Genomic DNA, 23,304 nt, shown 5'->3' with positions numbered 1-23,304 from the left:
GAGAGGGTCTGGTGAGAATGATTCTCACCAGGCCCTTTTCGCGCGCACGGGTGGGTTCCGCCTGCGGCGGACACCCTGACGGCGTCGCGTCGGGTGCAGTGCCGGGTCTCACTCCGCCCAGGGCGCGATCGGATTGCCCTGCCAGCGTGTGTGCGCGGGCACCACGTCGCCGCGCATGACGAGCGACGCCGGACCGACCGTCGCGGATTCGCCCAGTCCCGAGGCCGGGAGCGCCACGCAGTGGGGCCCAAGCGTCGCCCCGGGGCCCAGGGTCACCCGGTCGATCGCCATGACCCGGTCGTGGAACAGGTGGGTCTGCACGACGCAGCCGCGAGCCACGGTCGCGCCGTCGCCGAGCTCGACGAGGTCGGCCTCGGGCAGCCAGTAGGTCTCGCACCAGACGCCGCGGCCGATCCGGGCGCCGAGCATCCGCAGCCACAGGTTGAGGATCGGGGTGCCGGTCGCGGCGTTGGCGAACCACGGCGCGGCGACCGTCTCCACGAAGGCGTCCGACAGCTCGTTGCGCCAGACGAAGGACGACCACAGCGGATGCTCGCCGACCCTGATGCGGCCGACGACAAGCCATTTCGCGGCCGCGGCGGCGCAACAGGCCACCGCGCCCGCCGCCAGCAGGACGATCCCGCTCAGCACCGCGGCGACGGCGACGTGGACGTGGAGTGCGAGCAGTTGCAGCGTGAACAGGGTCGCGACGCCGATCCCGAACGACACCATCACCGGGATCAGCCGCAGGGTCTCGATGACCGCCCGCGCCACCTTCAGCCGGGCGGGCGGGTCGAATGTGCGCGAGGTGTCGACCTCGGCCGCGGTGCGGCGCAGGCGGACGGGTGGGCTGCCCAGCCAGCTCGAGCCCGACTTCGCCCTCGACGGCGTCGCCGAGAGCACCGCGACCAGACCGTTCTTGGGCACCTTCCGGCCCGGCCCGGTCATGCCCGAGTTCCCCAGGAACGACCGCTTGCCGATCTTCGCCTCGTCGACATGCATCCACCCGCCGCCGAGCTCGTACGACGCGACCATGGTGTCGTCGGCGAGGAACGCGCCGTCGCCGATCGTGGTGAAACGGGGCAGGACCAGTGCGGTCGAGATCTCGGTCCCGACACCGACTCTCGCGCCCAGGACGCGGAACCACAGCGGCGTCAGCAGGCTCGCGTAGAGCGGGAACAGATAGGTGCGGGCAGAGTCGAGGAGACGCTCGGTCAGCCAGACCTGCCAGCCGACGCGCGAGCGGACCGGGTGGTACCCGGTCGACAGCCCGAGCGATGCGAGACGCACCAGCACGACGGTGATCGCGGCGAACACCGCGAGACTCGTCAGCGTCGCGGCGGGCAGCAGCGCGAGCGCGCGCACTGCGGCGCCGCCCAGGGTGTCCGCGGAGATCGCCCACGAACCCATCACCGCCAGGCCCGCTCCGAGGGAGACCAGAGGGATCGCGGCCAGGGCCAGCGACGACGCCCCGTACACCGGGACCCAGTGGCGTGCCCGCGGCGGGCGGTGTGCCGGCCATGGCCGTTGCGCCTTCCCGGCCTTCACCGCCGGGGAACCGGCCCAGTGCTGCCGGGCCTTCACCCGGCCGAACACCGCGGAACCGGGCGCCACCACGGCATCCCGCCCGACGACCGCCCCCGGCATCAGCGTCGAGCGCGCGCCGATCGTGGCGCCGCGTTTCACCGCGATCTCGCCGATGTGGACGGTGTCGCCGTCGATCCACCATCCGGCGAGATCGACCTCGGGTTCGATGGACGCGCCGTCGCCGACGGTCAGCATCCCGGTGACGGGCGGGATCGAGTGCAGGTCGACGCCCCGGCCGATCCGCGCCCCGAGCGCGCGGGCGAGGTAGATCATCCAGGGCGCCCCGGACAGGTTGGCCGCACCGCTGGCGTCCAGGAGGCGTTCGGCGACCCACAGCCGAACATGCACACGTCCGCCCCGCGGATACTCCCCGGGCATCAGGCCCCGCAGGAGCAGGCGGGAGCCCAGGGCGGCGACGCACATCCGGCCCGGCGGGGTGATGAAGAGCAGGAACGCGAGCAACAGAATCCACCAGTCCACCTCGACCAGCCACGGAATCCGGCGGTCGAGGCGCTCGGCGACCGCGCCGGCGACGTTGTTCACGATGCCGAGCCAGGTCGCCCACTGCAGGCCTGTCAGGGTCGTCAGCGGCACGGAGAGCGCGAGTTGTGCGATGCCGGCGGCGCGCGGGGTGGGCGAGACCCGCCGCTCCCGGACGTTGGTGGTCGGCGTGCGCGCGTCGAGCATCTCGGCCATCGATCCCAGGCGCGGGTGGTCGTAGAGGTCGGCGACGGAGACGTCGGGATGCCGCTCGCGGATCGCGGTCACCAGCTGGGCCGCGGCGAGCGAACCCCCGCCCTCGGCGAAGAAGTCGGCGTCGGGATGCGCGACGCGCACGCCGAGGACATCGGTCCACAGTCCGGCCAGCCACAGCTCGGTCTCGCCGAGTTCCACATCGTCGTCGACCGGTCCGCTGCTGCCCGGCAGGGGCCACGGCAACGCATCGCGGTCGACCTTCCCCGAAGTGCGCGTGGGCAGTTCGTCGACCAGCGCGAGGGTCGGCACCATCGCGGCGGGCAGGTGCCGGGTGAGCTCGGCGTGGGCCGCCGAGACGTCGAAGTCGGGATCCGCGGAGACCAGATAGCCGACGAGCAGGCTGTTGCCGGCAGCGGATCTGCGTACCGCGGCCGCTGCGCCGCTGACGCCGGGCAGGTGTTGGAGCGCGCTGTCGATCTCGCCGAGCTCGATGCGCCGCCCGCCCACCTTCACCTGGTCGTCGGCCCGGCCCACGAAGACGAGTCCGTCCGGGTCGAGCTTCACGAGATCGCCGCTGCGATAAGCGCGTTCCCATCCCAGCGTCGGCATGGGGGCGTACTTCTCGGCGTCCTTGGCCGGGTCCAGGTACCGGGCCAGGCCGACGCCGCCGATCACCAGTTCGCCGACCTCGCCCTCGGCCACCGGGTTGCCGTCGGCGTCGACGACGGCGAGATCCCAACCGCGCAGAGGCAACCCGATACGCACCGGGCCGTCCCCGCCCAGGGGTGCAGCGCAGGCGACGACCGTCGCCTCGGTGGGGCCGTAGGTGTTCCACACCTCGCGCCCGGGCACCGCGAGCCGGTCGGCGAGCTCGGGCGGGCACGCCTCGCCGCCGAAGATCAGCAGGCGCACCGCTTCCAGGGCCTCCGGCGGCCACAGCGAGGCGAGGGTCGGGACGGTCGAGACGACGGTGATGTCCCGGGCCACGAGCCACGGGCCGAGGTCCACTCCGCTGCGCACCAGCGACCGCGGCGCGGGGACCAGGCAGGCCCCGTTCCGCCAGGCCAGCCACATCTCCTCGCAGGATGCGTCGAAGGCGACCGAGAGGCCCGCGAGGACGCGGTCGCCCGGGCCGATCGGCTGTTCGCGCAGGAACAGGTCTGCCTCGGCGTCGACGAAGGCGGCCGCGTTGCGGTGCGTGACCGCGACGCCCTTCGGGGTGCCGGTGGAGCCGGAGGTGAAGATGATCCACGCATCGTCGTCGGGGGCGGGGCGCGCCGGCGTGCCCGGGACCGCGGAGGTCGTCACCGCGCGCGGGCCGTCGGCATCGACGATCGCGTCGACGCCCGCCTCGCCGAAGACCAGTTCGGCACGCTCGTCGGGGTCGTCGGCGTCGACGGGGACGTAGGCGGCCCCGGCGAAGAGCGTCGCGAGGATGGTGACGTAGAGGCCGTGCGAGCCGGACGGCATGCGTATCCCGACGCGGCTGCCGTGACCGACGCCGACGGCGGCCAGGCGGGTTGTCGTCCGTCGGATCAGCGCGAGCAGCTGGCTGTAGGAGAGGACCACCTCGCCGTCGTCGACGGCGGCGGCGTCCGGGTGTGCCTCGGCGGTCGCGAGGAGGATGTCGCACAGGGTGCGCGGCTCGTCGGCCTGAGCCGACAGCAGGAATCGAGGGGGGATCCGCACGCGTCACACCCACCGTCTCGTCACGGCTTCGAGAATATAGCGGCCACCGGAGCAGGCCGAACACACTCGGCGTCGACCGGCTGCAGGTTTTGCAATCCGTTTACCGGTTATTCATGGGTGCCGGGGTGTAGCTTCGGCGGAGACCAGGAGGAATCCCATGCCCATCGTCCATCACCGGCGGCCGAGTCTCCTGTCGTTCCCGCTCTGGCTCGGATCGCGGTTGCTGCTCAAGCCCGCCATGTCGCTGTGGCCGATCAGCAAGGCCGGCCTCGGCAGTCTGTTCGTCATCGACCAGATCGTCGCGATCGGCCCCAAGCCGCGCGGCGTCGTCCGCGAACAGCTGACCCTCGCGGGGCGTCCGACCGAGATGATCGTGCCCGCCGGTCCGTCCCGCCGGGACAGCGACACCGCGATGCTCTACCTCCACGGCGGTGCCTTCGTGATGTGCGGACTCGGCACGCACCGTTCGATCGCCGCGCGTCTGGCGAAGGCCTGTGAGATCCCGGTGTTCGCGTTCGAGTACCGCCAGCTCCCGGACGTGGGCGTGGGGACCTCGGTGTCGGACACCATCGACGCCTACGTCGAACTCGTCACCGAACGCGGCTATCGACGTGTGGTCGTCGCCGGGGATTCGGCGGGCGGGTTCCTCGCCGCGAAGGTCATCGAGGCGGCCGCCGAGCGAGGGCTTCCCGCGCCCGTGGCCTACCTGGGCTTCTCCCCGCTGCTCGACCTCGACCTGGGCACCAACCCGGAACGGACCAGCGAGCACGACGCCTACATCCCCAAGGACAAGCTCGCGCGGCTGACGCCGCTGTTCGACAGGGGTCCGATGCCGGTCACCGGCGCGCGCCGGATCGCCGATCTCGACCCCACCATCTTCCCGCCGACCGCGGTGGTCACCGCCGAGTCCGAGATGCTCGAACCCGACGCCTTCGAGTTCGTCGAGCAGCTCGACGAGGCCGGCGTCGAGGCGGTCGCCCACAGTTACGCTTGGCAGGTGCATGCGTTTCCGGTGCTGAACACGCGTCACCCGGAGACCATCCACGCGATCGAGGCGACCGCCGACTTCGCGAAGCGGGCGATACGAGAGGGCAGGAACGCTGACGAGCGAGAGGACCAGCGCGCGGTCTGACGCGGCACGGCCGGCGCCCTCCGCGCCGCCTCCGGGGGCGGTCGACGCCCGGTTCACGCTGGCCGCCGAGCGCACCATGCTCGCCTGGATCCGCACCGCGCTGGGATTCATGGCCGCCGGGGTGGCGATCGTCTACCTGGCCCCGGAGATCGACCATCAGATCCTCGACGTGATGCTGGGCCTCCTGCTCATCGCACTCGGCTGCAGCTTCGCGCTGATCGGGGCCTGGCGCTGGCGGCGCACGATGCGCGCGCTCGAGCGCGGCGGTCCGATGCCGGGCCCGGCCCTGATCCTGTACGTCGTGACTGCGATAGTGGTGGTGGCCGTCCTGATCGCGGTCGTGGTCGTCATCCAGGCCTGACCGAGTCCAGACGTGATCGTCCGCCACCACCGTCCACCCCAGGAGTTCCCGTGAGTACCGGCCCCGACTTCGCCCGCGGCGCGCAGACAGTGTCGACGACGATGACCATGGTCGGCGCGACCATCCTCATCGTCTGCCTCGGTTGGCTGACCGTCGACTGGTGGCGTGACGGCCGCTGGTTCTGGGTGGCCGTCGGCATCGCCATCATCGTGGTCAACATCGTGCTGATCGTCATGCAGTTCCGGCGCCGGCGCATGGAGCGCGCCGATCGGCCGGAGCGGCCCCGCCGCGGGCTGATCGACACCTTCGACGACCTCGAGGACGAGCAGTAGCGGCTCACACGCCGATCGCGTCGCGGTCCGTGTCCTCGGAGTCGTCGTCCCCCGCGAGGTCGTTCGCCGAGAAGGCGTCATCGGCGTTGTCGTCCTCGACCGCGAACTGCGTGCGATAGAGCTCCGCGTAACGCCCGTTGCGTGCCAGCAGGCTCTGGTGGTCGCCGCGTTCGACGACGCGTCCGGCTTCCAGCACGACGATCTCGTCGGCCGCGCGGATGGTGGAGAGCCGGTGCGCGATGACGATCGAGGTGCGTCCCTCGAGCGCCTCGGCCAGTGCCTCCTGGACGGCGGCCTCCGACGTCGAGTCGAGATGGGCGGTCGCCTCGTCGAGGATCACCACCGACGGCTCGGCCAGCAGCAGCCGCGCGATGGTCATGCGCTGGCGCTCGCCGCCGGACAGGCGGTAGCCGCGTTCGCCGACGATGGTGTCGAGACCGTCCGGCAGGGAAGCCACGAGTTCGTCGAGCCGGGCTCGGCGCAACGCGTCCCAGATCTCCTCGTCGGAGGCATCCGGGCGGGCCAGGGCGAGGTTCGCGCGCACCGAGTCGTGGAAGAGATGGCCGTCCTGGGTGACGAGGCCGACGGTCCGGTGCACCGAGGCGATCTGCAGCTCGCGGATGTCGACGCCGGCGAGCTGCACCGACCCCGAGTCGACGTCGTACAGGCGGGTGGCGAGGTTGGCGATGGTCGACTTGCCGGCGCCCGAACTGCCCACGAGAGCGACCATCTTTCCCGCCGGGACGTCGATGTCGACGTGGTGCAGCACCGTGGTTCCCGCGCGGTTGTCCAGCTGTGCGACCTCCTCCAGAGAGGCGAGCGAGACCTTGTCGGCCGACGGGTAGGCGAAGGATACGTCGTCGAAGCGCACCGAGACCGGGACCGGCTTCCCCGACTCGGTGCCCGGGACCGGGCGGGCGGCCGGGGCGTCGGTGATCAGCGGCGGAAGGTCGAGCACCTCGAAGACGCGCTCGAAACTGACCAGCGCGCTCATGATCTCGACGCGTGCGTTCGCCAGGGCGGTCAGCGGCGCGTACATGCGGGTGAGCAGCAGGGCGAGCGAGACGACCGCACCGGCCGACAGGTGCTGGTTCACCGCCAGCCAGCCGCCGAGGCCGTAGACCAGCGCCAGGGCGAGCGCCGACACCAGGGTCAGCGCGGTGACGAAGTACGCCTCCAGCATCGCGCGGCGAACACCGATGTCGCGCACGCGATCCGCGCGTTCGGAGAACTCGCGCGATTCCCGGTCGGGCCGGCCGAACAGTTTCACCAGGGTGGCGCCGGGCGCCGAGAACCGTTCGGTCATCTGAGTCGACATGCGCGCGTTGTGTTCGGCGGCCTCCCGGGAGAGGCCTGCCATCCGCAGTCCCATCCGGCGGGCCGGGATCACGAAGACCGGCAGCAGGATCAGTGCGAGCAGGGTGATCTGCCAGCTGATCGCGAACATCACGCCGAGGGTCAGGGTGAGGGTCACCAGGTTCGACACGACTCCCGACAAGGTGTCGCTGAACGCGCGCTGCGCCCCGATGACGTCGTTGTTCAACCGGCTCACGAGCGCCCCGGTCCGGGTCCGGGTGAAGAAGGCGACCGGCATCCGCTGCACGTGGTCGAAGACCGCGCGCCGCAGGTCGTAGATGAGGCCCTCGCCGATGTTCGACGACAGCCATCGGACCGCGATGCCGGTGACGGCCTCCGCGACGGCGATGAGGGCGATCGCCACCGCGATCCACACGATCGCGGCGCCCGAGCCGCCGTCGGTGATGAGGTTGACGACGCGACCGGCCAGCAGCGGCGTCACCACGGTCAGGACCGCCGTGAACACCGAGAGCAGGAGGAAGAAGGCGATGCGCCGGCGATGGGGGCGCGCGAAATCGGCGATCCGCCGCAGGGTCGCGCGACGATCACCCCGCAGCCGTTTGGCGTCCGGCGAGGTGGAGGACTTGTACATCAGGTCCCAGGCGACCGATTCCATGCTCATGGCAGCCAGGGTAGAACTTGAAGTTCACTTGAGGTCTAGTCGGCGATTCGCGGGCGTTCCGGGACCGGAGGGCGAGACGGCCACCACGGCCGATGCTCTAGGTTGGTAACCGAGGTCACAGACGGCGACCCCGATCGGAATGATCGGCAACGGCGTGAGGTCGGCACGGGCCGACGGTTAGGGGCGAGGCTCATGGCAGAACTGAAGCTCGGGTTCAAGGCATCGGCGGAGCAGTTCGATCCGCGTGAACTGGTGGAGATCGCGGTCGCGGCCGAGGAACACGGACTGGACTCGGTCGCGGTGAGCGACCACTTCCAGCCGTGGCGGCACAACGGCGGCCACGCTCCCTTTTCCCTCGCCTGGATGGCGGCCGTCGGCGAGCGGACCAAGCGCGTGCAGATCGGCACGTCGGTGATGACCCCGACCTTCCGCTACAACCCGGCGGTCATCGCCCAGGCCTTCGCGTCGATGGGCTGCATGTACCCGGGCCGCATCATGCTCGGGGTCGGCACCGGCGAGGCGCTCAACGAGTACGCGACCGGATTCCAGGGCGACTGGCCGGAGTTCAAGGAGCGCTTCGCCCGGCTGCGCGAGGCGATCAGGCTCATGCGCGAGCTGTGGACCGGCGAAGAGGTCAACTTCGACGGCGAGTACTACCACACGCAGGGTGCCTACATGTACGACGTTCCGGAACAGCCGATCCCGGTGTACGTCGCCGCCGGCGGTCCGGTGGTCGCCCGGTATGCCGGCCGCGCCGGTGACGGCTTCATCTGCACCTCGGGCAAGGGCGCCGAGCTCTACACCGAGAAGCTGATCCCCGCGGTCAAGGAGGGCGCCGAGAAGGCCGAGCGCGACTTCGACGCGATCGACAAGATGATCGAGATCAAGATCTCCTACGATCCCGATCCCGAACTGGCTCTGGAGAACACGCGCTTCTGGGCACCGCTGTCGCTCACCCCGGAGCAGAAGCACAGCGTCAACAGCTCGGTGGAGATGGAACGGCTCGCCGACGAACTGCCCATCGAGCAGGTCGCCAAGCGGTGGATCGTCTCCTCCGATCCCGACGAGGCCGTCGAGAAGGTCAAGTTCTACATCGACGCGGGGCTCAACCACCTCGTGTTCCACGCTCCCGGACACGACCAGCGACGCTTCCTGGAGAACTTCGAGCGCGACCTCGCGCCGCGCCTGCGCAGACTGGCCTGACCCCGGGCCGGGTTCATCGCCCACAGGTCGCGTTGCCGCGACCGGCGGGCGATGACTTCTGTTGTGCCACAGTCGTGTCGAGGAGTTCGAGCACTCGCCTCACCGGTGGCAGGTCGGCTGCGGACCGGCGCACCCGAACCCGGATGGCGCGCGAGGGGGTCGGGTCGACGATGGGGACGGCCACAACGCCGTCGGGTAGATCGGCGAGCGCGAGCTCGGGTACGACGGTGAGTCCGATTCCCGCGGCGACGAACCGGATCGCGGTGGGGTAGTCCTGTGTCTCGACGCTGAAGTCCGGGCTGAAACCGACTGCGGTGCAGGCGTTCAGGAGCGCCTTGCGGCAGGGTCCACGGGCGACGTCGTTGTCGACCCACGGCACCCGGGAGAGCTCGTGCAGGGTGACCGACTCGCGGTCCGCCCATTCCGAATCCTGTGGCACCACGGCGAGATACGGGTCGTCGGTCAGTGGCCTGCCGACGAAGCCCGGGGCGTCGGTGGCCCGTCGCTCGTCGGCCTCCACATAGATCTCGACGTCGGGTGACGGCGCCGCCGGGTCGAGCAGTTCGATGAGCCGCAGATCCAGTCGGAGACCGGGGAATTCACGCGAGATCGTCGCCACGATCGGCGGTATCCACACCGCACCGGCGGAGGCGAAGTAATTGATGCGGAGCTGTCCGAGACGCCCGTCGCGGAGCTCGGAGATGAGGCCATCGACGCGGGCCAGCTGTTCGAAGACCGCCTCGGACTCGGTTGCGAGGATGACGCCGGCGTCGGTGGGCACGATGCCGCGGCCGTCGCGTTCGACGAGCGTCAGGCCGGTCTCGCGCTGGAGCGCGGCGATGTGCTGGCTCACCGCCGACGGCGTGTAGCCGAGAGCGGCCGCGGCGCCGCCGATGGAGCGTTCTCCGATCACCGAACGCAGTACCCGGAGTCGATGCACGTCGACCATGGTCCAACTCTACAGTCGTGCTGAATCTATCGGAAGAAGATTTCACTTGTTCTGAAGTGAGTGATCGTCCACGCTGAATGCATGCCAGCAGATCATCGGACCGCTCGCCCGACCGGCACCCGCGCGGTCTCGTTGCCCGTCCTCGCCGCACTGGTCACGGTGGTGCTGTGGGCGTCGGCCTTTGTGGGCATCCGCGCGCTCGGCGAGCACTTCTCACCCGGATCCATGGCGTTCTGGCGGCTGCTGGCAGCTGTCGTGCCGCTGACGGTGCTCATGCTGATCATGAGGCGTCGCGGGAGCGCCGGCGCCTCCGGCGCGCAGGCCCGGCCCTGGATACCGCGAGGGCGCGCGCTCGTGTCGGTGCTGGTCTATGGCGTGGCCTGGTTCGCCGGGTACACCGTCGTGTTGAATTGGGCCGAACGCCACCTCGACGCCGGGACCGCGGCGCTGCTGGTGAACCTGGCGCCGATCCTGGTCGCCGTCGCCGCCGGGCTCTTCATGGGAGAGGGGTTCCCGCGACATCTCGTGATCGGAATGACGATCGCCTTCGCCGGCGTCGTGCTGATCGCCACCGGTGGATCGGCGACCGCCGACGCGCACGCCGACTGGCTCGGCGTCGTCCTCGGGATCGCCGCGGCAGTCCTGTACGCCGCGGGGGTGCTGATCCAGAAGTCCGCGCTGCGCACCGTGGACGCGCTCACCGCGACCTGGCTCGGCGCGGTCGCCGGGCTCGTCGCGACCCTGCCCTTCCTCCCGGTCGCGATCTCCGAGATGGCCGACGCGACCCCCGGCGCCATCGCCGCGGTCGTCTATCTCGGCGTCGGACCGACGGCCATCGCGTTCTCCACATGGGCGTATGCACTGGCGCGCACCGATGCGAGCGCGATGGCCGCCACGACGCTGGTCGTCCCGGCGATCGTGATCGTGCTGTCGTGGGTGCTCCTGGGCGAGCTGCCCACCGGCGTCGGCATCGTCGGCGGTGTCCTGTGCATCGGCGGGGTCGCGATCGCACGGCAGGTCTTCGTCCGCCAGGCCCCTGCACGCGCATCGCGCGGTGCGAAGAGGCAGGCGAGGTCATCGGGCGACGGTCTCGACGAGTCCCGTTCGGCATCGCCGACCGGCCGGAGATGACGTAGTTTGTGGGCGGAACCACCGGGTGACACCCCGGTCGTGTTGCGGGGCACGCGTCGGAAGGGGGTCCATGAAGGCGAAGAACGCCCGGTCGGGGGCGACCCGCGTGGCGCTGATGGAAGCGGCCCTGCAGGTCATCATCGACAGTGGCGTCAAGGGCGTCACCCATCGAAAGGTCTGCAGCGCCGCGAATCTCGCGTTGGGGTCGGTGAACTACCACTACGACGACCTCGACGGGTTGCTCCTGGACGCGTTCGCCTACCACGTGGACCGGATCTCGGAGCAATACGAGAGCGCGTTCTCCCTCGTCCGCGGCGACGAGGATCTCGCCGATGCCGTCGTCGCCATGACCCGGAAGCTCGCAGAGGACACCAACTCGGTGGTGCTCATGTGGGAGATGTACGCGCAGGGCGCGCGGGAGAACGCCTACCGCCAGCTGATCCGCACATGGTCCAAGCGCGCCAAGTCGGGCGTCGAGATGTATTGCTCCCCGCGGATCGCCACGATCCTGGAGGCCATCTGGGACGGTCATGCCGTCCAGCAGAACGTCGGTGACGGCTCGCTGTCCGAGGAGGAACTCCGCGATGTCGTGCTGAGGATCATCCGCTCCGACGAGACCCGGGCCTACCCGCGTACCGGGGACCGCGCCGCCGGCGCGTCCTGAGTCCCTCGAGACTTCGTCGATCTCATTGTGTGTCAGGCGCTCTCGACGAACGGTTCGGTCCGGCTGTCGAGGACCAGCAGGGCGGCGTGCAACGACGCCCGCGACTCGGCGTCATCGAGCGGGACGCCGAGGAGGCGTTCGATGCGGGCCAGTCGCGAGTACACCGTCGGGCGCGCGAGGTTCATGGCCTTGGCGAGTTCGGCCTTGTTGCCGCCCGACTCGATGAACCTCCGGAACGTCTCCAACAGGTCGTCACCGTGCCGGGCGTGGTGTTCGAGCAGGCCGCGCAGCTCGGTCTCGGCGAACGCCTGGACTCGTGGATCGGATCGGATGACCGCGATGAGTCCACGCAACCGGACGTCGGTCGTCCGGTGGAAGGCCCGGTCGCCGTCGGGGAGTGACAGGGCGGCGTCGGCCACGTGCGCGGCTTCGGCAAGTCCTCGCGCGGCGTCGACGAGTCGTGTGGAATCCGGTGCGACTCCGATGGCCACGCGGGCCACGCCGTCCACGCGCAACAGCGAACTGCGGATCGACGAACAGACCTGTGTCAGTTCGGGTTCAGTGTCGCCCGAGGCCGGTGACGAGAGGATCAGGTCGATGCGGCCGTGAGGCCGCAGCGCGGTGAGTGCGGTGCGACGGGCAGCCCGCACCGAGTGGCGGACCGCGTCCAGTGCGCGTGTCAGCCTTCCCTGCGCGAGCACCTGGTCCGGATCGGACGACTCGACGATGCGAACCGTCACCGGCGCATAGCTGAGCCCCGGCCCCAGGCCCAGGGCGCGTGCGCGCGCGACCGCCTCGGCCTCGTCGGGGATGCGTCCCAGGCGCAGGTCGTCGACGAGCCCGTTCTGTGCCCGGATCTCCAGTTCGGTCCTGTTCTGTTCGGCCATCCGGTGCAGCGCCAGTGCCTGCGCAGCACGTTCGAGGGGCATCCGCGCGCGTTCGCCGAGATCGGCGGGGTCGGGCACGATGAGCCGCCCCCATTCCTGACGCGGTGCCCCCACCGGAGACACCAGCCACCCCTCGGGGCCGGTGACGGCGGTCTCCCGCGACGACGGTGTCAGTCGCGAGCGCCGGTCCCAGTCGCGCAGGAGTTCTGCCGGGGGCCCGCCCCGTCCGTCGAAGGCCAGGACCTGACGGGTGAGGTCCTCCAGCACGACCGGACGGCCGATGAGTTCCGCTGCCGCCGAGACGATCTCGGACACGCCGGCACGCCGCATGCCGAGCCCGGTGAAGACCTCGTGGACGTGTCGGGAGAAGACGACCTCTTCGTACTGGTCGGCGACGATCGACCGGTGGACTTCCTCGGTCACCTCGACGAACCGGATCGCCCGACGCAGGACGACGACGGGCAGGCCCAGGCGATCGGCCGTCGCGGCAACGGTTTGCGGTACCTCGGCGTCGAGGAGTTCGGCGATCACGCCGACCGCGCCGGTGGCCGCGAGTCCCTCGAGGTATCCCACCGGGTCGGCGAGCATCGCGCTCCCGGTGGTGAGGACCAGTTCGCCCCCCTGGAGAAGATCCGTGAGATCGGCAAGGTCGCTGACGTGCACCCAGCGCACCTCGCGGTCGAGACGGCTGCCGCCGACGAGCCTCGGTTGTCCGTTCTGCACCACGGGCAAGGTCAGAACATGGGCGATGGTCGGCCGCACGTTACACAGTGTAAGAGACAAGACGACAGAACATACAAAGTGTCGGCGTTCCTGTGGTCCCGCGGGCGGCATCCTGAGAACCGTCCCGGCCCATCCGTCTCCGCCACACGAAGAGGACGTCCGTCATAACCACGACCGAGCGAGTCGCCCTGCCGACCGGCGAAGACCTCGAGGCAGCCAAGGCCCGCGGCCGCCGCGCATACGAGCTCGACCGCGAGCACGTCTTCCACTCCTGGTCGGCGCAGGCGCACGTCAAGCCGATGACGATCCTCGCCGCCGAGGGCTCCTACGTCTGGGACGGCGAGGGAAACCGCCTGCTGGACTTCTCGTCCCAGATGGTCAACACCAACATCGGACACCAGCACCCCGGCGTCGTCGAGGCGATCCGGGAGCAGGCCGCGAAGCTGTGCACCATCGCGCCGGCGCACGTCAACGACGCCCGGTCCGAAGCGGCCCGGCTCATCGCCGAGCGCACCCCCGGCGACCTGAACCGGGTGTTCTTCACCAACGGTGGCGCCGACGCCGTCGAGCACGCGATCCGCATGGCGCGCCTGCACACCGGCCGCCACAAGGTGCTCTCGCGTTACCGCTCCTACCACGGCGGGACCGACACCGCGATCAACGTGACCGGCGACCCGCGGCGCTGGCCCAACGACCACGGCAACAGCGGCGTCGTGCATTTCCACGGTCCGTTCCTGTACCGCTCGCAGTTCCACGCCGAGAACGAGGCACAGGAGACCGAACGGGCCCTGGCCCACCTCGACCAGCTGATCCGTTTCGAAGGTCCGGACTCGATCGCCGCGATCGTGCTCGAGTCGGTCCCGGGCACCGCCGGGATCATGGTCCCGCCGCCCGGCTACATGGCCGGTGTCCGCGAGATCTGCGACCGCTACGGGATCGTGTTCATCGCCGACGAGGTGATGGCCGGATTCGGCCGTACCGGCAAGTGGTTCGCCATCCAGCACTTCGACGTGGTGCCGGACCTGCTCACCTTCGCCAAGGGCGTGAACTCCGGGTATGTCCCGCTCGGCGGCGTGGCGATCGGCGACCAGATCGCCGCCACCTTTGCCGAGCGAGCCTATCCGGGGGGGTCTCACCTACTCGGGTCATCCGCTGGCCACCGCCGCCGCGGTCGCCACCATCAACGCGATGACCGAGGAGAAGATCGTCGAGAGCGCCGCCCGCATCGGCGACGACGTGCTCGGGCCGGGCCTGCGCGCCCTCGCCGAGAAACATCCGTCGGTGGGTGAGGTCCGCGGTCTCGGTGTCTTCTGGGCCATCGAACTGGTCGCGAACCCGACCACCAGGGAGCCCCTCGCGCCCTACGGCGGCAGCAGCCCGGCGATGAACGAGGTGCTCGCGGCGTGCAAGGCGAACGGTCTCCTGCCGTTCGCCAACTACAACCGCATCCACGCGGCACCCCCGTGCACGGTCTCCGACGACGAGGCGCGCGAAGGTCTGGCGATCCTCGACACCGTTCTCGACGTCGCCGACGCTCACGTGAGGTCCTGACCCGGAAGGTGCCGGGATCTCGGTGCGCCGACAGAGGAAGGCCCCGCTGCGCCGGTTGCCGAGAGCCCGACCACACTTGTTCGATAAGTTTTTGGCATGGATCGTGACCGCATGGTGGACGTCGGGGTGGGCCTCGTCTCCCGCTTCGGCGCCAAGGCGCTCAGTCTGACGTCGGTGGCGCGTCACGCCGGGGTCGCCCGGGCCACCGCCTACCGCATGTTCGGCGGGCGGAATGCGCTGGTGGCGGCGATCGTCGACCGCGAGGTCTCGTTGCTGCGGGTCAGATTGCGGGAGTGGGCCGAGACCGCGCCGGACGCGGCGGGCAAGGTCCGCGCGCAGGTGGCGGGCGTGCTGCCCTACATCCGGCAGCACGAGGCGCTGCAGTACGTGTTGCGCAAGGAGCCGGAGGAGATCATCCGCGCGCTCGTGGCGACAGACGACGCCACGGGTCCGACGCTGATCCACCAGATCGTCGAGCAGACGCTGCCGGATCTGGCGCCGGAGATCTCCGACCAGCTGGTGCCGAACCCGCGCGGCGCGGCGGAGTTCCTGGTCCGGACGATCTATTCGCTGATGCTCATCCCCGACGGATCGCTGACCGACGAGCAGGTCGCCGACCTGGTGGTCCGGGCGATCGTCAAGCGCCCCGACGAACAGTGACACGACGATGACTTCTCACGACCGGCCCGGCCCCGACACCGACGAGACGCTGATCCCGGTCGTGCAGATGCGACGGCCACGCTGGGGCGATCCGGAACGCGTCACCGAACTCCCCGGTGCCGCCGCCGCGCTCGCCGGGGACGCGACGCCGAACCCGGGCGTCGACCCGTCGTCGATCACGCCGCCGGCGCCCGCCGTGCCCGCGAGCGTCCGCGCCGACCTCGAGCGGCTCGTCGGCGACGCCCACGTCGCCGACTCCGCCGACGCCCGCATCCAGCACACCCGCGGCTTCTCGACGCCCGACCTGCTGCGTCTGCGGTCCGGAGACGCCTCCGACGCACCCGATCTCGTGGTGTACCCGGGTGATCACGACGAGGTCGTGGAGATCCTGCGGATCTGTTCGGCGGCCCGGGTCGCGGTGGTGCCCTTCACCGGCGGGACGTCGGTGGTCGGCGGGCTCGCCCCGGACCGGTCGGGTTTCGCCGGCGTCGTCAGCCTCGACCTCCGCCGTCTCGACCGGCTCGTCGAGGTCGACGATATCTCCCGCGTCGCCACCCTGCAGGCGGGCCTGCGTGGCAGCGCTGCCGAAGCGCTTCTGCGCGAACGCGGTTGGACCCTGGGGCACTTCCCGCAGTCCTACGAGGGGGCCGGCATCGGCGGTTACGCGGCCACCCGGTCGGCCGGCCAGTCGTCGGCGGGATACGGCCGCTTCGACGAGGTGGTCGAAGGACTCGTCCTCGCCACACCGCGCGGCACCGTCGAGCTCGGGACCGCGCCCCGATCGGCGGCCGGGCCCGACCTGCGTCAGCTCGTGCTGGGCTCGGAGGGCGTGTTCGGGGTCATCACCTCAGTGCGGGTGCGGGTGCGCCCTGCGCCCGAGACCCGCGTGTTCGACGGCTGGCGTTTCGCGACCTTCACCGACGGGGCGACCGCCCTGCGCCGCCTCGCCCAGGACGGTCCGCTGCCCACCGTGCTGCGACTGTCCGACGAGGCGGAGACAGCCGTCAACCTCGCCGACCCGGGCCAGTTGGGCGCCGACGCGACTGGCTGCCTCGTCGTCACCGGCTACGAGGGGCGGGCCCCCGAGGTCCCCCGCCGGCGCGAGGCGGCATCGGAGGTGCTCGCTGACGCCGGTGGAACCCTGCTCGGCGAGGAGCCCGGGGAGTCCTGGCGCAGCGGGCGTTTCGCGGGCCCGTACCTGCGCGATCCGCTGCTCGACGCGGGCGTGCTGGTGGAGACCCTGGAGACGGTCACCTACTGGTCGGGCCTGCACGACCTGCGTGCGGCGGTCACCGCCGCGATCACCGACACGCTGACGGCGTCGGGCGCGCCGCCGCTGGTGATGTGTCACATCAGCCACGTCTACCCGGCGGGGGCCTCGCTGTACTTCACCGTGGTCGCACCCTTCGGCGCCGATCCGCTCGCCGAGTGGTCGGCGGCCAAGAAGGCGGCCAACGAGGCGATCCGGGCCGCCGGTGCCTCCATCACGCACCATCACGCGATCGGCCGCGACCACCGCGACGCCTACCACGACGAGATCGGGGCGCTCGCCCTCGACGCGCTCCGCGCGGTGAAGAACACGCTGGACCCGGCCGGCATCTGCAATCCCGGCATCCTGATCTGATCGTCCCTCCCCGGATCGCCGGGCGCCGATATGCTGGGGCGCATGGCCACCGACGCTGCCGCCCCCGACCCCTCAGCCGACGATCACGGAGCCGATGCGGGGTCGTCGACCAGCATCTATCTCGCCTCCGCAGAAGGGGAGACCGGGAAGTCGGTGGTGGCGCTGGGGCTCCTGGCGTTGCTCGCGGCCACCGGCGGGCGGGTCGGCGTGTTCCGTCCGATCACCAGGGCGGGCCCCGCAGGGCGGGATCCGATGCTCGACTTGCTCATCGACTACGACTCGGTGGACGCCCCCTACGAGGACTGCCTCGGGGTCACCTACGAACAGGTCCACTCCGACCCCGAGGGAGCGGTCGGCGACATCGTGAACCGCTACCACGCGCTCGACGCGCAGTGCGATCGGGTGGTGATCGTCGGCTCGGACTTCAGCGACGTCGGCACACCCTCGGAACTCGGCTACAACGCGCGGATCGCGGCCAACCTGTCGGCGCCGATGGTGTTGGTGCTCAAGGCATTCGGGCGAACCCCGGGTGAGGTGGCAGAACTCGCCGAGGGGCTCGTCGCCGAGGTGCGCAGCGCGCACGCCACCCCGATCGCGCTGGTGGCCAACCGGTGCGACCCCGAGCGTCTCGACGAGATCCGGGAAGCGCTGGGGCGCACGGGTATCCCCGCTCTGTGCCTGCCGGAGGAGCCCGTCCTGTTCGCCCCCACCATGGCCGAGCTGAAGGAGGCGCTCGGCGCGACGATGTACAGCGGCGACGAGGACCTCCTCGACCACGAGGCGATGCGGGTCATGGTCGGCGGCATGACGGTCGAGCACATCCTCGAACGCCTCACCGACGGCACGGTGGTCATCACGCCGGCCGACCGGTCCGACGTCCTGCTGGCACTCGTCAACGCCAACACCGCGGAGGGATTCCCGCGGTTGTCGGGCATCATCCTCAACGGCGGCCTCAAACCGCACCCGATGATCGAGGCGCTGGTCACCGGGCTGAAACCCACTTTGCCGATCCTCTCCTGCCCGCAGGGCACCTACGACACCGCGCGGACCGCGGCCCACACGCGCGGACGGCTCAACGCCGGATCGGCGCGCAAGATCGAGGCGGCCCTGGCGCTCATCGAGACCCACGCCGACCCCGAACAGGTCATGCGCAACCTGAACGTCGCGTCACCGACCGTCGTCACGCCGCAGATGTTCGAGTACCGGCTCATCACCCGGGCGCGTGCGGAACGCAAACACATCGTGCTCCCCGAAGGCGACGACGACCGCATCCTGCGGGCTGCGGATCGCCTGATGCGACGCGGGGTCGCCGATCTCACGCTGCTCGGTGACCCCGACGCGGTCCGGCGCCGCACGGCCGAACTCGGGCTCGACCTCACCGGCGTCACCGTCATCGATCCCGTCGCCTCCGAATGGCGCGACGAGTTCGCCCGGATCTACGCCGACCTGCGCAAGGACAAGGGCGTGGATCTGGAGACGGCACAGGAGAAGATGCGCGACGTCTCCTACTTCGGGACGATGATGGTGCACACCGGGCGTGCCGACGGCATGGTCTCGGGCGCCTCGCACACCACGGCCCACACCATCCGGCCGGCGTTCGAGATCATCAAGACCAAGCCCGGCGTGTCCACGGTGTCGAGCGTGTTCTTCATGTGCCTGGCCGACCGCGTCCTCACCTACGGCGACTGCGCGGTCGTGCCCGATCCCACCGACGAGCAACTCGCCGACATCGCCATCTCGTCCGCGCAGACCGCCGAGGCCTTCGGAATCGAGCCGCGGGTGGCGATGCTGTCCTACTCGACCGGGACCTCCGGCTCCGGCGCCGACGTCGAGAAGGTGAAGACCGCAACCGAACTCGTCCGCCAACGCGCACCGGAGCTGCTCGTCGAAGGGCCCATCCAGTACGACGCCGCGGTCGAGCCGTCGGTGGCCGCGACGAAGATGCCCGACTCGCCGGTCGCCGGTGGTGCGACGGTGCTGATCTTCCCCGATCTCAACACCGGCAACAACACCTACAAGGCGGTGCAGCGCAGCGCGGGCGCGGTCGCCATCGGCCCGGTCCTGCAGGGCCTGAACAAACCGATCAACGATCTGAGCCGAGGTGCGCTCGTGTCCGACATCGTCAACACCGTCGCCATCACCGCCATCCAGGCCCAGCAGGACGGCGCCGCGAGATCGACCTCCGAGCCGACGGGAGAGATCCGATGACCGCGGACACCGAGGGCGCCGTCCTCGTCTTCAACGCCGGCTCGTCGTCGCTGAAATACCAACTGGTGAAGCCGGACACCGGCCACGTCATCGCCGACGGGATCGCCGAGCGGATCGGGGAGAAGGGTTCGTCGATCACCCATGCGCAGAACGGCGAGTCGGTCACCGAGGAGCTACCGCTGCCGGACCACCTGGCCGCGGTACGCCGAGCCGAACAGTTCTTCGCCGACAACGGCATCGACCTGACCCGGGCGGGCCTGGCGGCCGTCGGCCACCGAGTGGTGCACGGCGGACGCTCATTCCACGAGCCGACCCTAGTCGACGACTGGGTGATGTCGGAGATCAAGCGCATCGCCACCCTTGCGCCGCTGCACAATCCGGCGAACCTGGTGGGCATTGAGGCGGCCCGGGAGTTGCTGCCCGACGTCCCGGCGGTCGCGGTGTTCGACACCGCCTTCTTCCACGGCCTCCCGCCGGCCGCCGCCACCTACGCCATCGACCGCGAGCTCGCCGCCGAGTACGCGATCCGGCGCTACGGGTTCCACGGGACCAGCCACGAGTACGTGTCGGCGCAGGCGGCCGGGTTCCTCGGGCGCGACCTCGCCGACCTCGACCAGATCGTCCTGCACCTCGGCAACGGCGCGTCGGCGTCGGCGATCGCGGGCGGCCGGCCCATCGACACCAGCATGGGCATGACGCCGCTCGAGGGCCTGGTCATGGGAACCCGCAGCGGCGACATCGATCCCGGACTGGTGCTCCACCTCCACCGCGTCGCCGCCCTGGGCGTCGACGAGATCGACGACCTCCTCAATCACCGGTCGGGGCTGCGGGGACTGTGCGGGGAGAACGACTTCCGGTCCATCAGCGGGCTGATCGACGCCGGCGACGAGAACGCCCGCCGTGCCTACGACGTCTACATCCACCGGTTGCGGCACTACATCGGCGCCTACGCGTTCGAGCTGGGCAAGGTCGACGCCATCACCTTCACCGCAGGCGTCGGCGAGAACTCGCCCCGGGTCCGTGCCGACGCCCTCGACAGGCTGCAGCACTTCGGGATCGTCGTCGACCCGGAGCGGAACGCCGCCACGAGCCGTGAGGCGCGGCGGATCTCCGCCGACGACAGCGCGGTCGAGGTGCTCGTGGTGCCCACCAACGAAGAGCTCGCGATCGCGCGGCAGTCGGCAGAACTGGTTGCGGCCCTGTAGGTCTCGGGGCGGGGTGGTCGCGTGCCTCAGAACAGCGTGTTCGGACGCACGTAGTTCGCCAGATCGACGAGCATGAACCGGTGCTCCCGGTTGGTGCGGGTCTGGCGGGCCAATCGCCGCAGCGACTTCTCGGTCCCGACGCGGATCCCGTACTCGGTGAACGGGAATCCGAGGATGGTCGAGGGTTCCTTCTCGGAATCGACCTCCTCGGGATGGTCGACGATCCAGCCCAGCGCGGTGCCCAACACGATGAGCAGCATTCGCGGCTTGCGCGGCTCGGTGTCGGGGATCTGCTCGAGGCGCCGTGCCGCCTGCACGATCTGCTCCCGGGTGACCTGCGAGGTGGGACGGCCGTGCACCAGTGCCATGATGGCCGTCAGCCGCGCGGTGTTGAAATGCCTGCTGGTGGGCGGAACCTCGTCGAGAGGCCGGACCGCCCCCTCGTAGTCGCCGGCCGCGACGGCCAGGCGTGCGAGCCCGAATGCCGCGGTGACGATGCTGTGGTCGGTGAGCCACAGGTCGTGGTAGTGGTGCTGCGCGACGTCATAGAGACGGTCGATCTTGGCGTCGGCGTTCTTCGACTCCTTCTCGTCGGCGAGCCAGCGGCCGATCAGCTCGGCGGTGCCGGCGACCGCGAGTTTCGGCGCGACCTCGCCCGGCATCGCCTGCAACACCTCGTCGAACCGCTCGTAGGCCAGTTCCGGCTCGTCGTTCATCAGTGCGCAGATGCCCATGTACCACTCGACGCGCCACGAATCGCCGTGGTGCACACGGACCTCCCGCAGCAGCGACAACGCGGTGTCGACGTCGTCGAGCTGCAGGTGGGCGCGGGCCTCGGCGAGGTCGATCTCCAGCGATGGGTGCTCGTTGTCGCTGGGCCGGCCGTTGAAGAGCGACGCGAACCGTTCCGCCCGTGCGGTCTTGATGGTGTCGAGGGTCTGTCGGGGGTCCGACAACGCCGCCGATGTGAGCAGGCCCGCGGCCGGGTCGAGCGGGTCGACCAGCGGCAGCGGCAGCGCGTTGGCGATGTCGACCGGGTCGTAGAACGCCGCCTGGTCGGGGTCGAAGAAACCGTCGACGGGGGCGAGCATGAGGTCGGTCCCGAAGGTCGAGCGCTGCGGGGTGAACACGGTGGACAACGCCGGACGCGGGACGCCGGTGTGGACCGCGACCGTCTCGCGCAGCACGTTGAGGACCTGGGTGCTCATCTCCTCGGCGGAGGCGAACCGGTCGGCCGGGTCGGGTGCGGTGGCACGCTGCAGCAGCAGGTAGAACGACGGGTTGTCGCGGAACACCGGGGTGTCCTCGGGCGACGGCAGGCCGTCGACGTAGCGCCCTCCGCGCATCTCGACGGGAACCGTGAGCACCGCGAGAGTGCGTCCGACGCTGTAGATGTCGGTGGCGACCTGGGGGCCGGTCTTGACGATCTCCGGAGCCTGGAAGCCGGGGGTGCCGTACAGGTGGCCGTAACCGTTGATGGGGGAGACCGCGCCGAGGTCGATGAGCTTGACCTCGTCGCTGCTGACCATGATGTTCTCCGGCTTGACGTCGTTGTAGACGAGACCGACCGAGTGTAGATAGCCGACGGCCTGCAGCACCTCGAGCATGTAGGCGAGGGCCTGCTCCACCGACAGCAGCGATTTCCCGGCGTCACCGGAGGTGATCTGCTTGAGGGTCTGGCCGCCGATGTACTCCATCACGATGTAGCCGAAGCGATCGCCGTTGTCGGCGACGTGTTCGACGAAGTTGTAGATCTTGACGATTCCGGGGTGGTTCACCGACGCCAGGAACTGCCGCTCGGCCACGGCCACCCGCTGCGCCTCCGAATCCGAGGAGTTCAGAAGGCCTTTGAGGACGACGGGGCGGTCCGAGACGTTCCGGTCGATGGCCAGGTAGATCCACCCGAGCCCGCCGTGGGCGATCGCGCCCGCGATCTCGTACTGGTCGGCGACGAGCGTGCCGGGGGCCAGTCCGGGGACGAACGAGTAACGGGCGCCGCAGTTCGGGCAGTCGCCGGACGGCGGCCCCTGACCCTCGCCCTCGGAACGGCCCACGGGTTTGCCGCAGCGCCAGCAGAACCGCTTGCTCTCCGCGATGACCGGATCGTCGATGACCGCGTCCGCGGGTTCGATGTCCTGGATCTTCGGCATCTCGACCAGGCCGCCGCCGAGTCGGCGTTCGTGCACCGGCGGGCGACGCCGGGGGACGAGACGCCGGCCGAGGGGGCCCGAGTCGACGGGCGGCGCGGGCGGGGGAGGCCGGAGAACCTTGTCGGTGCGGGCGTCGGCGGGCTCCCGGCCGGGGGTTCCTACGGTGAAGGCCGGTGCGGCTCTCTGGGTGCCGACCGCGGGGTCGGTGGTCCGCGGTTGCGTGGTCAACTCGTCCTCCCCGCGACCGTCGTCGTGGGGTTGGTCGTCATGGGGTCGGTCGCCGCCGGGTTGGTCGTCGCCGGGTTCGTCGTCGTCCACCAGGGCCGACAGGTCGGCCTTCTGCGTGCCCACCTCGACGACCTCGTCGGTGGTGCCCTCCTCGGGACGGCCATCGTCTCCCGAGGAGTCCGGATGGTTGCGGTCGGTGGTGTGGCGCTCGGTGCCCGCCTCGTCGTCGCCCATGAGATCGGCGAGCGAGACACGCTGGGTGCCGACCTCCTCGGTCTGCGCAGGGTCCCGACGCCCCGCGGGATCGAGGGGTTCGTGGTCGGTCGGGTCGGGGGTGTGTTCCATC

The 23,304-nt window shown here is 70.3% G+C and carries 15 protein-coding genes and 1 pseudogene; 11 read left to right on the top strand and 5 right to left on the bottom strand.

What is annotated here, in order from left to right; all coding sequences use genetic code 11:
• Positions 1-108: 108 nt before the first annotated feature.
• Positions 109-3,972 carry a Pls/PosA family non-ribosomal peptide synthetase gene (locus GP2_RS08915; RefSeq protein ID WP_006900167.1) on the bottom strand — a complete coding sequence of 1,288 codons (3,864 nt, stop codon included), beginning with the start codon at positions 3,970-3,972 and terminating at the stop codon, positions 109-111.
• Between the two features lie 157 nt (positions 3,973-4,129).
• On the opposite strand from GP2_RS08915, the gene GP2_RS08910 reads away from it, so the two are divergent.
• The 3 genes from GP2_RS08910 to GP2_RS08900 are packed head-to-tail and all read left to right on the top strand — an operon-like array spanning position 4,130 to position 5,797.
• Positions 4,130-5,104, top strand: coding sequence for an alpha/beta hydrolase (locus GP2_RS08910; protein ID WP_006900166.1), 975 nt, complete (start codon positions 4,130-4,132; stop codon positions 5,102-5,104).
• A complete protein-coding gene (locus GP2_RS08905; protein WP_051997192.1) occupies positions 5,073-5,465 on the top strand; it encodes a YidH family protein in 393 nt (130 codons plus the stop codon). The genes GP2_RS08910 and GP2_RS08905 overlap by 32 nt, the downstream gene beginning before the upstream one ends.
• 50 nt (positions 5,466-5,515) lie before the next feature.
• Positions 5,516-5,797 (top strand): hypothetical protein, encoded by a 282-nt coding sequence (locus GP2_RS08900; RefSeq protein WP_006900164.1) that lies wholly within the window; start codon positions 5,516-5,518, stop codon positions 5,795-5,797.
• Positions 5,798-5,801: 4 nt separating this feature from the next.
• Here the strand turns inward: GP2_RS08900 and GP2_RS08895 are convergent, their stop codons facing one another.
• Entirely contained in the window at positions 5,802-7,775 is a 1,974-nt protein-coding gene (locus GP2_RS08895; protein WP_006900163.1) for an ABC transporter ATP-binding protein, read from the bottom strand.
• Between the two features lie 192 nt (positions 7,776-7,967).
• On the opposite strand from GP2_RS08895, the gene fgd reads away from it, so the two are divergent.
• The gene (gene fgd, locus GP2_RS08890; protein ID WP_006900162.1) at positions 7,968-8,978 is read left to right on the top strand and encodes a glucose-6-phosphate dehydrogenase (coenzyme-F420); all 1,011 of its coding nucleotides are present in this window, start codon (positions 7,968-7,970) and stop codon (positions 8,976-8,978) included.
• Positions 8,979-8,991: 13 nt separating this feature from the next.
• Here fgd and GP2_RS08885 read toward each other — a convergent pair whose 3' ends face one another.
• The gene (locus GP2_RS08885; protein WP_006900161.1) at positions 8,992-9,927 is read right to left on the bottom strand and encodes a LysR family transcriptional regulator; all 936 of its coding nucleotides are present in this window, start codon (positions 9,925-9,927) and stop codon (positions 8,992-8,994) included.
• Positions 9,928-10,008: 81 nt separating this feature from the next.
• On the opposite strand from GP2_RS08885, the gene GP2_RS08880 reads away from it, so the two are divergent.
• Positions 10,009-11,058: a DMT family transporter gene (locus GP2_RS08880; protein WP_051997191.1), complete on the top strand. Its 1,050-nt coding sequence runs from the start codon at positions 10,009-10,011 to the stop codon at positions 11,056-11,058.
• A 70-nt stretch (positions 11,059-11,128) separates the two neighbouring features.
• Positions 11,129-11,722: a TetR/AcrR family transcriptional regulator gene (locus GP2_RS08875; RefSeq protein WP_006900159.1), complete on the top strand. Its 594-nt coding sequence runs from the start codon at positions 11,129-11,131 to the stop codon at positions 11,720-11,722.
• A gap of 32 nt (positions 11,723-11,754) precedes the next feature.
• Here the strand turns inward: GP2_RS08875 and GP2_RS08870 are convergent, their stop codons facing one another.
• On the bottom strand, positions 11,755-13,371 hold the full coding sequence (locus tag GP2_RS08870; protein ID WP_040526667.1) for a PucR family transcriptional regulator: 1,617 nt from the start codon (positions 13,369-13,371) through the stop codon (positions 11,755-11,757).
• Between the two features lie 125 nt (positions 13,372-13,496).
• Between GP2_RS08870 and GP2_RS08865 the strand changes: the two are divergent.
• From GP2_RS08865 to GP2_RS08845, 5 genes and pseudogenes are all read left to right on the top strand, one after another.
• Positions 13,497-14,883: pseudogene (locus tag GP2_RS08865) on the top strand (aspartate aminotransferase family protein).
• A 96-nt stretch (positions 14,884-14,979) separates the two neighbouring features.
• On the top strand, positions 14,980-15,543 hold the full coding sequence (locus tag GP2_RS08860; RefSeq protein ID WP_006900155.1) for a TetR/AcrR family transcriptional regulator: 564 nt from the start codon (positions 14,980-14,982) through the stop codon (positions 15,541-15,543).
• A 7-nt stretch (positions 15,544-15,550) separates the two neighbouring features.
• Positions 15,551-17,167 (top strand): FAD-binding oxidoreductase, encoded by a 1,617-nt coding sequence (locus GP2_RS08855; protein WP_006900154.1) that lies wholly within the window; start codon positions 15,551-15,553, stop codon positions 17,165-17,167.
• A gap of 30 nt (positions 17,168-17,197) precedes the next feature.
• Positions 17,198-19,375 (top strand): phosphate acetyltransferase, encoded by a 2,178-nt coding sequence (pta, locus tag GP2_RS08850; protein ID WP_040526666.1) that lies wholly within the window; start codon positions 17,198-17,200, stop codon positions 19,373-19,375.
• Complete coding sequence (locus tag GP2_RS08845) at positions 19,372-20,580, top strand: acetate kinase (protein WP_006900152.1); 1,209 nt, start codon at positions 19,372-19,374, stop codon at positions 20,578-20,580. Before pta ends, GP2_RS08845 begins: the two co-directional genes overlap by 4 nt.
• Positions 20,581-20,606: 26 nt before the next feature.
• On the opposite strand, the gene GP2_RS08840 is transcribed toward GP2_RS08845, so the two are convergent.
• Positions 20,607-23,303 carry a serine/threonine-protein kinase gene (locus tag GP2_RS08840; RefSeq protein WP_006900151.1) on the bottom strand — a complete coding sequence of 899 codons (2,697 nt, stop codon included), beginning with the start codon at positions 23,301-23,303 and terminating at the stop codon, positions 20,607-20,609.
• Between the last annotated feature and the right edge of the window lies 1 nt (position 23,304).

The organism is Gordonia paraffinivorans NBRC 108238 (assembly GCF_000344155.1).
Classification (GTDB): domain Bacteria; phylum Actinomycetota; class Actinomycetes; order Mycobacteriales; family Mycobacteriaceae; genus Gordonia; species Gordonia paraffinivorans.
Note: the sequence above shows the minus strand (reverse complement) of the source record. Positions and strands in the feature narration are given on the sequence as shown.

Excerpts from the sequence above, each read along its gene's own strand:
- GP2_RS08845 (WP_006900152.1), top strand. The coding sequence starts at position 19,372 with ATGACCGCGGACACCGAGGGCGCCGTCCTCGTCTTCAACGCCGGCTCG.
- GP2_RS08840 (WP_006900151.1), bottom strand. The coding sequence starts at position 23,303 with ATGGAACACACCCCCGACCCGACCGACCACGAACCCCTCGATCCCGCG.
- GP2_RS08895 (WP_006900163.1), bottom strand. The coding sequence starts at position 7,775 with ATGAGCATGGAATCGGTCGCCTGGGACCTGATGTACAAGTCCTCCACC.
- GP2_RS08885 (WP_006900161.1), bottom strand. The coding sequence starts at position 9,927 with ATGGTCGACGTGCATCGACTCCGGGTACTGCGTTCGGTGATCGGAGAA.
- GP2_RS08875 (WP_006900159.1), top strand. The coding sequence starts at position 11,129 with ATGAAGGCGAAGAACGCCCGGTCGGGGGCGACCCGCGTGGCGCTGATG.
- fgd (WP_006900162.1), top strand. The coding sequence starts at position 7,968 with ATGGCAGAACTGAAGCTCGGGTTCAAGGCATCGGCGGAGCAGTTCGAT.
- GP2_RS08880 (WP_051997191.1), top strand. The coding sequence starts at position 10,009 with ATGCCAGCAGATCATCGGACCGCTCGCCCGACCGGCACCCGCGCGGTC.
- GP2_RS08855 (WP_006900154.1), top strand. The coding sequence starts at position 15,551 with ATGACTTCTCACGACCGGCCCGGCCCCGACACCGACGAGACGCTGATC.
- GP2_RS08860 (WP_006900155.1), top strand. The coding sequence starts at position 14,980 with ATGGATCGTGACCGCATGGTGGACGTCGGGGTGGGCCTCGTCTCCCGC.
- pta (WP_040526666.1), top strand. The coding sequence starts at position 17,198 with ATGCTGGGGCGCATGGCCACCGACGCTGCCGCCCCCGACCCCTCAGCC.
- GP2_RS08910 (WP_006900166.1), top strand. The coding sequence starts at position 4,130 with ATGCCCATCGTCCATCACCGGCGGCCGAGTCTCCTGTCGTTCCCGCTC.